The sequence below is a fragment of the Stutzerimonas stutzeri KOS6 genome, from assembly GCF_000307775.2.
Lineage (GTDB): Bacteria > Pseudomonadota > Gammaproteobacteria > Pseudomonadales > Pseudomonadaceae > Stutzerimonas > Stutzerimonas stutzeri_B.
Window position 1 is genome coordinate 1 of sequence record NZ_KK020679.1, and the last position, 12,894, is coordinate 12,894.

Consider the following 12,894-nt stretch of genomic DNA (forward strand, 5'->3'; position numbering starts at 1 on the left):
GTTTCTTTCGGCGGTCAGCTACGCTCAGGCGCTCTGGCTTATCGCCTGGAACGCAGCCTGCGCGGCGACTTCGCCGATCACCAGAATCGCCGGACTCTTGAGCTTGAAGGTCAATGCATCGCGACACATGCCGGCGAGGCTGGAGCGGCATTCGCGCTGTTGTGGCAGCGAGGCGTTCTCGATCATCGCCACTGGCGTCGAAGCGGCAAGGCCGCCTTCCAGCAGGCCGGCCTGCACCTGTTCCAGCTTGCTGACGCCCATATACACCACCAGCGTGGTGCCGCTTTTCGCCAGCGCATGCCATTCGGGGCTGCTGTCGTCCAGAGTGTGCGCGGTGACCAGGGTGACGCCGCGGGCGACGCCGCGCTGGGTCAGCGAGATGCCGCATTGCGTGGCTCCGGCCAGGCCGGCGGTGATGCCGTTCACCAGCTCGACCTCGACGCCGCGCGCCGACAGCCATTCGGCTTCTTCGCCACCGCGGCCGAAGATGCACGGATCGCCCCCCTTGAGACGGACCACGCACTTGCCCTGGCGGGCGTAACGCAGCATCAGCCGGTGGATGAAGGCCTGTGGCGTGGAGCGGCAGCCGCCGCGCTTGCCCACCGGGATGATGCGTGCGCTGGGGCAGTGTTCGAGCACGGCGGGGTTGACCAGGTCATCGATCATCACCACCTGCGCCTCGCCGAGCGCGCGCACGGCCTTGAGGGTCAGCAGTTCCGGGTCGCCGGGGCCGGCGCCTACCAGCCAGACTTTTGCGCTCATGGGGTAATCCTCGTCGTGGTTGGCATCAGGGATGTACGCGTTCCGGCTGGCTGGCCAGCAGGCGCTTGATTTCGGGCACGCAGGAGCCGCAACTGGTGCCGCAGCCGAGTTCCTGCGTGAGTCCGGCGAGGTCGAGGCCACGCTCGATGCCTGCACGGATCTTGCTCTGGCTGACGTTCATGCAATTGCACAGGGTGCGGTCAGTGCTGATTGTCGCGCCGCCAGGCGGGGCGCTGAGCGGTGCCAGCAGCCAGCGACGCAGTTCGGCGTCGGCACTGCCGCTTTCCCAGAGTCCACGCAGCCACTGCCGGGCGGCGGTTTCGCCGGCCAGGCGCAGCGCGACGATGCGACTTTCCTCGATACGCACGCGCTTGCCGACGGCGCGACGCGGGTCGTCATAGGCCATTACCGGGCCGTCGTCGAGGCCGAGCAGGCGGTCGATGGCGTCCAGCTCGGCGGCTGTTGGCGCCGCTTCCCGGGCGGCGCGGATCAGCAATGCCGAGCGCTCGCGACCGCCGAGGCTGAAGCTCGCGTAGTCGAAGGTTTCGAACAATGGCCGCAGCACCTCGAAACGCCGCTGCACATCGCCCTCCACCAGCGCGAATAACTGCCAGGGCAATTGCACCTGTTCCACCTCGATGCCGGCGTGCTTGAGTTCCGGTTGCTTCGATAGCGGATCGACGCTGGCCAGGGTCAGTACGTTGCTGCCCAGCCCCTTGAGGAAGCGATCGCCCCAGTGCATCGGCAGGAAGGTTTGTCCGGTGCGCAGGCTGTCATCCTTCTGCACCGGGAGGATCAGGCTGCCGCGACGGCTTGTGACTTTCACCAACTGGCCGTCCAACAGGCGTCGGCTGCGCATGTCCTCGGCGTTCATGCAAAGCAGCGCTTCCTCGACATGGCCGAACAGCCTAGCCGCGGTGCCAGTGCGGCTCATGCCGTGCCACTGGTCGCGTAGGCGGCCGGTGTTGAGGGTCAACGGGTAGCGCGCCTCGCGCTTTTCCTTCGGTGCCTGGTAGTGCTCGGCGATAAAGCGCGCACGACCATTGGCAGTGGGAAACACACCGTCGCCATACAGCCGCGCGGTGCCCTGTTGGCTGCCCGACGGGAACGGCCATTGCTGCGGACCGAGGGTGTCGATCAGTGCATAGCTCAAGCCGCTGTAGTCCAGATCGCGGCCGTTGGTCAGCGGTTTGTACTCCTCGAACAGCGCTTCGGCATTCTCGAAGGCGAACAGGCTCGGCTCGTCGGGACGCAGGCGGCGCTCCAGGCGCCGGGCGAAATCGCAGGTGATCGCCCAGTCCGCACGGGCTTCGCCTGGGGCCGGTACGGCGCGGCGCACGTGGCTGATACGGCGCTCGGAATTGGTTACCGTGCCTTCCTTTTCGCCCCAGCTCGCGGCTGGCAGCAGGAGATCGGCGTGGCGGCAGGTTTCGGTGGTGAAGAAGGCTTCCTGCACCACCACGAAGGGACAGGCGGCCAGCGCCTGGTGAACCTTCTGCTGGTCAGGCAGCGACTGGGCCGGATTGGTGCAGGCGATCCACAGCGCCTTGATCTTGCCTGCGCGCACGGCCTCGAACAGCTCGATGGCAGATAGTCCAGGCCGCTCGGGCAACTGCCCGACGCCCCAGTAGTCAGCCACTTCGGCGCGGTGTTCGGCATCGGCCGCGTCGCGGTGGCCGGGCAGCAGGTTGGACAGGCTGCCGGTTTCGCGACCGCCCATGGCGTTCGGCTGGCCGGTGAGCGAGAAGGGGCCGGCACCCGGCTTGCCAATCTGCCCGGTGGCCAGGTGCAGGTTGATCAGCGCGCTGTTCTTCGCGCTGCCGGCGGTGGACTGGTTCAGCCCCATGCACCACAGGGAGAGGAAGGCTGGCGCCCCAGGATGCGCAGGAGCTGCTGCACTCGGTGCGGCCGCGTTAAAAACCGGCTCGGGATGCTCATTTACTGCATGTAAACTCCGCTCCCTCACCGTTTTTCGCCGTGCCGCACCTTCGCTCGCGACGCTCCTGCTCGCCCTGGGTTTTCCAATCAGCCGTGCGCAGGTTTGCAGATCATCTACAGAGATGCCGCAGAGGTCGGCGACCATGGCCGGGGTGTAGTCGCGCACCAGGCTTTTCAGCGCATCGAAACCCTCGGTGTGGGCCTCGATGAAGCGGCGGTCGATCCAGCCTTCCCACATGAGTATATGCAGCAGGCCGTGGAACAGCGCGACATCGGTGCCGGGCAGGATCGGCAGGTGCAGATCGGCCAGCTCGCTGGTGTCGGTGCGTCGCGGGTCGACGACGATGATGGTCATCTCCGGCCGCTTCGCCTTGGCTTCCTCCAGGCGGCGGAACAGCACCGGATGCGCGTAGGCCATGTTGCTGCCGGCGATCAGCAGGCAGTCGGCCTGTTCGATGTCTTCGTAGGAGCAGGGTGGGGCATCGGCTCCGAGACTGCGCTTGTAGCCGACCACCGCCGAGGACATGCACAGCCGCGAGTTGGAGTCCAGGTTGTTGGTGCCGACCAGGGCGCGTGCCAGCTTGTTGAAGGCGTAGTAGTCCTCGGTCAGCAACTGGCCGGAGACGTAGAAGGCGACGCTGTCGGGGCCGTGCTCGCGGATGGTTTCGGCGAATACGTTGGCGGCATGTTCCAGCGCGCTGTCCCAGTCGGTGCGAGTGCGGGCCAGGCCCTTGCCCAGGCGCAGTTCGGGGTAGAGCGCGCGGGCATCGAGGTCGCCGGTCAGGTGCAGGGTCGAGCCCTTGCTGCAGAGCTTGCCGTGGTTGGCCGGATGGCTTGGGTCGCCGGCCACGTCGAGGATGCGTTCGCCGTCGTGCTCGATCAGCACGCCACAGCCGACACCGCAATAGCAGCAGGTCGAGGCGGTTGTCATACGCATGGCGTCGTCTCCTGGAAAATTTCGTCGGGTTCGGCTGTAGGGTGGGCTTCAGCCCACCGGTCGACAGGCTTTCGCCACGAGTGGCTCGGTGGGCGGAAGCCCACCCTGCGGGCAGTCCTACGCCGCACATTCTTTGCGCGCATTCAGCGCCAGCAGTACGCGACCGTTCTCGATGCGCGCCTCGTGGCGATGGGCGCAGCCGACGTCGGGGGCCAGGGCTTCGCCGCTGGCCAGATCGATCTGCCAGTTGTGCAGCGGGCAGGCGACCTGCTTGCCGTAGACGATCCCCTGCGAGAGCGGGCCGCCCTTGTGTGGGCAGCGGTCGTCTAGAGCGAAGATCCGATCGTCAGAGGTGCGGAAGATCGCGATATCGCCCTTGGGGCCGGCAACGATGCGCGAGCCGAGCGGGTTGATTTCATCCAGTGCGCAGATGTCGAGCCAGTTCATGCGGTGTCTCTCCAGATAAAATTCTCAGGCGTTTTCCAGCTGCTTGACGGCGATGCGCTCGAATTCCTTCTTTAGCTGCGGCTTGGAAAGCTGCTCCTGCCACGGGTCCTGCTCGAAGGAGAGCGAGAACAGCAACCGCTGGTGCAGCGCCTTGCGCCGCTCGGCATCGTTCAGCACGGCCTGTTTGATGTGATCCATGCCGACGCGCTGCAGGTAGTGCACGGTGCGTTCGAGGTAGAAGGCTTCCTCGCGGTAGAGCTGGAGGAACGCCAGGCTGTACTCCATGACGTCCTCGGCGTTCTTCACCTTGACGAAGAACTCGCCGGCCTCGGTCTTGATGCCGCCGTTGCCGCCGATGTACAGCTCCCAGCCGGAGTCCACGCCGATGATGCCGACATCCTTGATGCCGGATTCGGCGCAATTGCGCGGGCAGCCGGAGACGGCCAGCTTGACCTTGTGCGGCGACCACATGTTGAACAGGGCGTGCTCCAGGTCGATGCCCATCTGCGTCGAGTTCTGCGTACCGAAGCGGCAGAACTCGCTGCCGACGCAGGTCTTCACGGTGCGGATGGACTTGCCGTAGGCGTGGCCGGAGGGCATATCCAGGTCTTTCCAGACGCCGGGCAGGTCTTCCTTGCGGATGCCCAGCAGGTCGATGCGCTGGCCACCGGTGACCTTGACCATGGGCACCTGGTACTTGTCCGCCACGTCGGCGATGCGCCGCAATTCGGCGGCGTTGGTGACGCCGCCCCACATCCGTGGCACCACGGAGTAGGTGCCATCCTTCTGGATGTTGGCGTGGGCGCGTTCATTGATGAAGCGCGACTGCGGATCGTCCTTGGCCTCGCCCGGCCAGGTGGAGATCAGGTAGTAGTTCAGCGCCGGGCGGCAGGTGGCGCAGCCGTTCGGCGTGCGCCATTCCATGAAGGCCATGGCCGCGGGAATGCTGGTCAGGTGGTGCTCGCGAATGGCCTTGCGCACCTGGCCGTGGTTGAGGTCGCTGCAACCGCAGATGGCCTTCTCGCTCTTCGGTTTGACGTCGGCAGCGCCGCCCACAGTGTTGATCAGGATTTGTTCGACCAGTCCGGTACAGGAGCCGCAGGAACTGGCGGCCTTGGTGTGCTTCTTCACCTCGTCCACTGAGAACAGCCCGTGCTCCTGGATCGCCTTGACGATGGTGCCCTTGCACACGCCGTTGCAGCCGCAGACTTCCATGTCGTCGGGCATCGACATGGCCTTGCTCTGGCCCTGATGGCCGGCGTCGCCGATGGCGTTTTCTCCGAACATGAGATGGTCGCGGATCTGCGCGACGTTCTGCCCCTCGCGGACTTGGCGGAAGTACCAACCGCCGTCGGCGGTGTCGCCGTACAGACAGGCGCCGACCAGCACGTCGTCCTTGATCACCAGCTTCTTGTAGACGCCGCCGATGGGGTCGGAAAGGGTGATGGTTTCGGTTCCCTCGCCACCGATGAAGTCGCCAGCGGAGAACAGGTCGATGCCGGTGACCTTGAGCTTGGTCGAGGTCACCGAGCCGAGATAGCGGGAGAAGCCGAGCATGGCCAGGTGGTTGGCGCAGACCTTGGCCTGTTCGAACAGCGGTGCGACGAGGCCGTAGGCGGTGCCGCGGTGGTTGGCGCATTCGCCGACGGCGTAGATGCGCGGGTCATAGGTCTGCAGGGTGTCGTTGACCAGGATGCCGCGGTTGCAGGGGATGCCGGCCTGCTCGGCCAGTTTGCTGTTGGGGCGGATGCCGGCGGCCATCACCACCAGGTCTGCGGGGATCACCTCACCGTCCTTGAACTTGACCGCGCAGACACGGCCTTCGCCGTTGTCGAGCAGTTCGGCGGTGTGCTTGGGCAGGAGAAACTTCAGGCCGCGGCTTTCCAGCGCGCTCTGCAGCAGTGTGCCAGCGGTCTTGTCCAGCTGGCGCTCCATCAGCCAGTCACCGATGTGCACCACGGTCACGTCCATGCCACGTAGCTTGAGGCCGTTGGCCGCCTCCAGGCCGAGCAGGCCGCCGCCGATGACCACTGCATGCTTGTGGGTCTTGGCGGTTTCCATCATCACCTGGGTGTCGGCGATGTCGCGGTAGCCGATCACGCCCTGCAGGTCGTTACCGGGAATCGGCAGGATGAATGGGTTGGAGCCGGTGGCGATGAGCAGCCGGTCATATTCCGCCTCGGTGCCATCATCGGCAATGACCCGGCGCCGGGCGCGGTCGATCTTCACCACCTTGCGGTTGAGCATCAGGCGGATGTCATTCTCGGCATACCAGTTCAGGTCGTTGAGCACGATCTCTTCGAACTGCTGTTCGCCGGCCAGCACGGGGGAGAGCAGGATGCGGTTGTAGTTCGGGTGCGGTTCGGCACCGAACACCGTGATTTCGTAGAGCTCGTTGGTGAGCTTGAGCAGCTCTTCCAGCGTACGCACGCCGGCCATGCCGTTGCCGATCATCACCAGTTTGAGTTTCTTCATGCCCGTTCTCCGCGCCAAAACGTCCCGCCTGGCCAGTGCAAAATTTTCACAACAAAAAAGGCGTCCCACTGGTTACCCAGTGAGGACGCCTTTGTCCCGTGTCCCGCTCTCTCGGGAAACCTGCCGCTCCACGTTGAGGGTCAGGTCGTATGTTCTGTCGCCTTTTGCTTAGCAGAAGCTGTGCCAACTTGGCAAAACGCCTGCTTCCCATGGTTTGTGCGCGGTCCTTCCGCAAGATAGGCCGCTGTGTTGCACCGTTATGCGGCCGCGCGCGCTGTCATGGTGCAGCTGGGGCGAATATTGTCGATTGACAGTTGGCGGTCGGCTTCCTAAAGTTTCGCCCATGCGCCGATTTAGTCAGCTACTTGCGGGGCGCCTGGAGCCGATGGCTTCGAAATACCGCTAAAGCGCTGGTTCCGGTGTCGCCTCTCACCGCTGCCCAGCGGAATCCTCGAGGCGGAAGTTGAATCAATGAACGCAAAGCACGCACAGTTGCGCCTGGCCCCGATCACCAGCGGCCTGCACCCCAGCAATCCGAAAATCCTGCTGGGTGGTACTCACCAACCATCCCTGTTGCGCTACCTCGAAGGTTGGCCGCGACGTCATCGCAAATCCCACGCCTTGCTTATCCAGTTCGCCACGGCCGACGAGTCGCTGGCACGTTTCGCCACCGACAGCTTCGATCTGGCGGTGATTCAGGCACCGACCGCCGAGCGCCTGGAAGAATGCGTGCGCGAGCTGACCCGGGTGGCGCGCCAAGGGCTTATTACCCGTCGCTGAGCGTCATGCGCCTTTAATCAGCAACATCGCCAGTGCCAGGTTCAGCAGCAGCGAAGTCAGCGCTACGCTGCGCCAGACCTTCAGCGGCTCGCGTTCGAGCAGCGGGCGTGGCCGGACATTGACGCTGCGCTGTTCGCCCTGCTCCAGCTCCAGCAGCCATTGCTCGGCGGTTTCGAAGCGCTGGCGTGGATCCACCGCTAGCGCACGGCCGAGACTTTCTTCCAGCCAGGTCGGTATGTCCGGGCGATAGCGGCTGGCAGCCGTGGGACTGCCGAAGCGCGGATGCTGGAAGGCTTCGATCTCGCCGTAGGGGTAGTGCCCGGTCAGCAGGTAGTAGAGGGTGACGCCGGTGGCATAGATATCCTGCGCTGCGCTGGGCGCAGCTCCCGAGTAGGCCTCGGGCGCGATGAAGCTCGGGGTTCCGGGCAGGTGATTGGGTAGGTCGCGGGACAGCCCGGGGCAGAACGCCAGGCCGAAATCCAGGATACGCAGTTCGCCGTCCTCGCCCAGTAGCAGGTTGTCCGGCTTGATGTCGCGGTGCAGGATGTTGCGCCGATGCAGCATGCCGACCGCCCGGATCAGCCGTGTGGCGATCTGCAGCACATCTGCCAGGGGAAATGGACCATCCTGCTCGATGCGTCGCGCCAGGGTCGTTCCGGCGTACTCGCGCTGGACGTAATAAAGATGCTGGCGCTGTGGCAGCGGGTGCAGCTCGGCGAAGTGACGCCCGGCGACCCGCCGCATGAACCATTCTTCCTGCAGCAGGGCGGGGCCGGCGTCGGCCTCGTCCTGTCGGCTCGCTGGCAATGTCTTCAGCAGCCAGCTCTGGCCCTGTCCATCCGCCACCCGGTAGATCAGTGATTGCCTCGACTCATGGACCAGTTGCATGACCTGCCAGCCCTCGAACACCTGGCCCGCGCGCAGCTTCGGCGGCAATGGCCAGTGGTCGAGCTGGGCCAGGGCGTCGGCCAGCACCGCTTCGGGCAGGGCTTCGACGCGCAGCAGCAAGGCACTGGCGTTGTCCTGGCTGCCGCTCTGGTGCGCCAGATTGACCAGCGCCCATGCCGCGGCGCCTAGGTCGGGCTGATCGCGGAGGATATGCGCGATATCACGCTCGGGAACGCAGGACCAAACGCCGTCGCTTAGCAGAAGGTAGCTTTCGCCTTCCTGCAGCTCGCCGTCGAGGTAGTCCACCACCAGGTGCTGGTCCAGTCCCATTGCGCGCTTGAGCACATGCTGCATGCCCGTTTGTTCCCAGACGTGGTCTTCGCTGAGCCGCTCGAGCTGCGTGCCGTTCCAGCGATACGCGCGACAGTCGCCGACGTGGGCCAGGGTGAAACGGCGGCCGCGCAATACCAGCGCTGTGAGGGTGGTCAGCAGTGGCTGGCTGCCGCCGTTGGCCTGCAGCCAGCGGTTATGCGCGACCAGCACGCGATCCAGCGATTGCGCAACGGCCCAGGTTTCCGGTGTCGCGTAGTAGTCGAAGGCCAGCGCCTGTAGCGTCGCGCGGGCCGCAAGCCCGCCATCGGCGCACTGGCTGACGCCATCGGCCAGGGCGAACAGGTAGCCCTTGCCGGTGGCCAGCGCCGGGGCCGGGGTGACGATGCGTATCGCATCCTGGTTTTCCGGGCGCGGGCCGGCGGCGCTGGCTTCGCCATAACTCAATTGCAGGGGCATGCAGGGCATCCGGTGCGTTGCTGGACTCAAACCCGTGCCGCAGTCACTGCAGCCGAGCCCCAGGTCGTGCGCCAGCGCCGCTTGACGCCGTGCAGTCCGAACCAGGCCAGCACGCCGAGGCTGGCGAACAGCCATAGGCCGAGCTGGTAATCACCGGTTGACTGCTTGACCGCGCCGAGCCCGGCGGTGAGCAGGAAGCCACCGATGCCACCGGCCATGCCGACCAGTCCGGTCATGACGCCGATTTCCTTGTTGAAACGCTGCGGTACCAGTTGGAATACCGCACCGTTGCCGGCCCCCAGGCTGAGCATGGCGACCACGAACAGCGCCAGGGCAGCCGTGGCGCTCGGCAGGTTGAAGCCCACCGCGGCGATGCAGATGGCTGCGACCGTGTACATCACCAGCAGCGCGCGGATGCCGCCAATGCGGTCGGCCAGCGCACCGCCGAGCGGGCGCAGCAGGCTGCCGGCGAAGACGCAGGCGGCGGTGTAGTAGCCGGCCTTGACCGGGTCGAAGGCGTACTGGTCATGGAAGTAGCCGGGCAGGGTGCTGGCCAGGCCGAGGAAGCCACCGAAGGTCACGCTGTAGAAAAACATGAACCACCAGCTGTCGCGGTCGCCCAGCGCCTTCATGTAATCGGCCAGCGACTTCGGTGCCGGGCGGTTGGGCGCATTCTTCGCCACGCTGGCGAAAATGGCGAAAGTGAGCACCAGCGGGATCAGCGCCAGGCCGAACACGTTGTTCCAACCGAAGCTCGCCGCCAGGACCGGCGCGAACAAGGCTGCCAGCACGGTGCCGGAGTTACCGGCCCCGGCGATGCCCATCGCCTTGCCCTGGTGCTCCGGCGGATACCACTGCGAGGCCAGCGGCAGCGCGACGGCGAAGGACGCGCCGGCCATGCCGAGGAACAGTCCCAGCAGTAATGCCTGCTCGAAGCTGTGGACACCGTGCAGCCAGGCCACGAAGAGCGCCGCGATCACCACGGCCTGGCCGAACAGTCCGGCGGCTTTCGGGGAGCTGCGATCGGCGAGGATGCCGAGCACCAGGCGCAATACCGCGCCGGCGAGAATCGGCGTCGCCACCATGAAGGCGCGCTGCTGGGTGGTCAGGCCGAGGTCAGCGGCAATCTGCACGCCCAGCGGGCCGAGCACGTACCACACCATGAAACTCAGGTCGAAGTAGAGAAAAGAGGCAAACAGGGTCGGCGTGTGGCCGGCTTTCCAGAAACTCGTGCTCATGGGATAGGCTCCAGGGCGTTCGTGGCGCGGCGAGGGCCGCTGAGACTGCTCGGACCGCCTCGTCATCGGGCGGAAAACAAAAAAGCGCCGCAGCACGCCTGCCGGAGCAGGAATGTTGCGACGCCTTTGTCGTGATTTGCAGACCGCCGTTGGCCTGCCTCGACCTGCTCCTAGCAGCTAGCGTGCCAGTACGCGGAAATGCCGCGCTATGCGGGGCGCGTGATCGCTGACGCCTGTTCGCTCGCCGGGTGACGCACAAACAATGCGCAGCGATGGGCCAAACCGGGGCAGCCAATTGCAATGCGGTTGGTCAACTGCGGCCGCTTGCATGACTGATAGGCTTGCCCTGGCATATCCGAGGAACGAGCGATGGCCTTTATTGCAACCCTGACCCTGAACCCGGCGATGGACCTCTCGGTCAGCACCGCGCGCGTCGCCAGCACCGAAAAGCTGCGTTGTTCGCCCCCGCGTCACGATCCCGGTGGCGGCGGCATCAACGTGGCGCGGGTGGTCAAGACACTCGGCGGCAAGTCGCTGGCCGTCTATCCCGCCGGCGGGCCGTTCGGGGATCTGCTGCGGCGCTCGCTGGACGAAATCGGCCTGGTGCATCGCCCGGTAGCCATCGCAGGCGATACGCGGGAGAGCTTTACCGTCGACGAACTGGAAACGGGGCTGCAGTACCGCTTCGTGCTGCCTGGTCCCTCACTGGCGCATCAGGAACTGCAGCGCTGCCTGGATGCACTGGCTGCGCTCCGGCCGACACCGGCTTACGTGGTTCTGAGTGGCAGTTTTCCGCCCGGCGTGGGCCTCGGCTTCTACGACGAGCTGTTGGCCCTCGTGCGGCGTATCGGTGCGCGGCTGGTCGTCGACCTGTCCGGCGAGCCCTTGCGCTATGCGGTTCGCCAGGGCGGGGCGTACCTGATGAAGCCGAGCCTCAACGAGCTGGCCACGATCATGGGCCAGCCGCTGCCGAGCGAGGCGGGGCAGGAGCAGGCATTGCGCGGCCTGATCGCCCAGGGCTGCGCGGAGATCATCGTGCTGTCCCTGGGCGCCCAGGGTGCCCTGTACGCCTGTGGCGACCGGTTGCAGCGCCTGCCCGCGCCGGACGTGCCGGTGGTCAGCGCGGTGGGAGCGGGCGACAGCATGCTCGCTGCCGTGGTGCTGGCCCTGGCTGAAGGGCAGGACGTGCACGAGGCCGTGCGCCACGGCATCGCCGCCGGAGCCGCGACCGTGATGCGTCCGGGCACCGAGCTGTGCCATCGAGAGGACGTGCAGCGCTTGCTACGGATGGCGCAAGACGTGCATTAGTCGATCCGGTTGACCCGCGGGAACTTCGTCGCGAAAGCCTCGGGCATGGCGACGACGCGGCTTTGCGCGTAGTCGTAGAACACGAAGCCGGACTTGGCCATGGCGATCAGCCGGCCATCGGCAGGGCGGGTGATGCGGAAAATGATGTCGCCGCCGTACTTGTTGAAATCCATCACGCCGACTTCGAACAGCAGGGCGTCACGGGCATGAGCCTCGGCCTTGTAGGTCGTCGCCAGATCGGTGACGATGATGCCGCTGCCGTCCTGACGGGTCTCGGCCACGCCATAGGCGAACAGGAAACGTGCCCGTGCCTCGGAGATCATCGAAATCATCGAGTCGTTGGCCAGGTGATTGCCCGCGTTGATGTCGGTGATCCGCACGGTGAGCTGGGTGGAGAAGCAGTACTGGTCTTCTGGAAACTGGAGAGTGAGGCGCGCCATGGATCGCTCGCTGTCGGACTGAGGCGCGCATTCTAGCGTTGTGCCATTGGCAGAGGTTAGTCGAGCACTGGTGGCAGCGGTCTTGACCGCGAATGAATTGCCACCGAGTGGACTCCTCCCGACCATTGCCGCTCCCGCGGAAATTGCCAGGTTCGCTGACCGCTCGGCGATGGGATCAGCGCTGGCTGTTCCAGTGCATCGTTACGGCAGTCAGCAATGCAGCCGTTGGGCAATTTGTGCACGGCGAGCGCAGACGTCAGTGGTGCGCTTGCCGAGCACTCGCTCTGCGAGTCGGGCGGATCACTGCCCTAACAGCTCGTTCATGGCAATGATCTGCTCGGCAACCTGAATCAGCTTCTGCTGGCGGCTCATCGCCTGGCGCCGCATCAGCGTATAGGCCTCTTCCTCGTTGCAGTCGCGCATCTTCATCAGCATGCCCTTGGCCAGTTCGATGCGCTTGCGCTCGGCCAGTTGTTGTTCGCGCGCCTGCAGTTGCGCACGCATCGCCTGGTCGGTCTCGAAGCGGGCCATCGCCACATCGAGGATGGGCTTGAGCCGCTGGGCCTGGATGCCTTCGACGATGTAGGCGCTGACACCGGCGCGGATCGCCTGGCGCATGGCGTCCGGGTCGCTGTCGTCGGTGAACATGACGATGGGCCTTGGCTGGTCGCGGCTGACCAGCACCACCTGCTCGAGCACGTCACGCCCGGGCGAGTCGGTGTCGATCAGTACCACGTCCGGTCGAATCGCCTCGACCCGCTCGGGCAGGTCGATGGACAGGCCGGACTCGTCAATGACCTCGAAGCCGGCCTCGATCAGCGCGCTTCGCAGCCGCCCGATCTTTCGCGGAGTGTCATCGATCAGCAGGATACGCAACATGCCGGGCTCCCTC

Annotated in this window: 10 protein-coding genes; 2 read left to right on the plus strand and 8 right to left on the minus strand. The window is 65.4% G+C overall.

Annotated elements, in window-relative coordinates; genetic code table 11:
* Positions 1-24 precede the first annotated feature (24 nt).
* From cobA to nirB, 4 genes are all read right to left on the minus strand, one after another.
* Positions 25-762: a uroporphyrinogen-III C-methyltransferase gene (gene cobA / locus B597_RS45535; RefSeq protein ID WP_024162566.1), complete on the minus strand. Its 738-nt coding sequence runs from the start codon at positions 760-762 to the stop codon at positions 25-27.
* Between the two features lie 25 nt (positions 763-787).
* A complete protein-coding gene (locus B597_RS45540) occupies positions 788-3,637 on the minus strand; it encodes a nitrate reductase (RefSeq protein ID WP_024162567.1) in 2,850 nt (949 codons plus the stop codon).
* Positions 3,638-3,754: 117 nt separating this feature from the next.
* Entirely contained in the window at positions 3,755-4,084 is a 330-nt protein-coding gene (gene nirD / locus B597_RS45545; RefSeq protein ID WP_003295245.1) for a nitrite reductase small subunit NirD, read from the minus strand.
* Positions 4,085-4,108: 24 nt separating this feature from the next.
* On the minus strand, positions 4,109-6,559 hold the full coding sequence (gene nirB, locus B597_RS45550; protein WP_024162568.1) for a nitrite reductase large subunit NirB: 2,451 nt from the start codon (positions 6,557-6,559) through the stop codon (positions 4,109-4,111).
* Positions 6,560-7,030: 471 nt separating this feature from the next.
* Between nirB and B597_RS45555 the strand changes: the two genes are divergently transcribed.
* On the plus strand, positions 7,031-7,339 hold the full coding sequence (locus B597_RS45555) for a hypothetical protein (protein WP_003295243.1): 309 nt from the start codon (positions 7,031-7,033) through the stop codon (positions 7,337-7,339).
* Positions 7,340-7,342: 3 nt separating this feature from the next.
* On the opposite strand, the gene B597_RS45560 is transcribed toward B597_RS45555, so the two are convergent.
* Both B597_RS45560 and B597_RS45565 read right to left on the minus strand, forming a co-directional pair.
* Complete coding sequence (locus B597_RS45560) at positions 7,343-9,016, minus strand: bifunctional protein-serine/threonine kinase/phosphatase (protein WP_024162569.1); 1,674 nt, start codon at positions 9,014-9,016, stop codon at positions 7,343-7,345.
* A 26-nt stretch (positions 9,017-9,042) separates the two neighbouring features.
* Positions 9,043-10,254, minus strand: a complete 1,212-nt coding sequence (locus B597_RS45565) for an MFS transporter (RefSeq protein ID WP_024162570.1) — start codon at positions 10,252-10,254, stop codon at positions 9,043-9,045.
* A gap of 369 nt (positions 10,255-10,623) precedes the next feature.
* Between B597_RS45565 and B597_RS45570 the strand changes: the two genes are divergently transcribed.
* Complete coding sequence (locus B597_RS45570) at positions 10,624-11,562, plus strand: 1-phosphofructokinase family hexose kinase (RefSeq protein WP_024162571.1); 939 nt, start codon at positions 10,624-10,626, stop codon at positions 11,560-11,562.
* On the opposite strand, the gene B597_RS45575 is transcribed toward B597_RS45570, so the two are convergent.
* Entirely contained in the window at positions 11,559-12,002 is a 444-nt protein-coding gene (locus tag B597_RS45575) for a thioesterase family protein (RefSeq protein ID WP_003295241.1), read from the minus strand. The genes B597_RS45570 and B597_RS45575 overlap by 4 nt on opposite strands.
* 300 nt (positions 12,003-12,302) lie before the next feature.
* Positions 12,303-12,881, minus strand: coding sequence for an ANTAR domain-containing response regulator (locus tag B597_RS45580; RefSeq protein WP_003295240.1), 579 nt, complete (start codon positions 12,879-12,881; stop codon positions 12,303-12,305).
* Between the last annotated feature and the right edge of the window lie 13 nt (positions 12,882-12,894).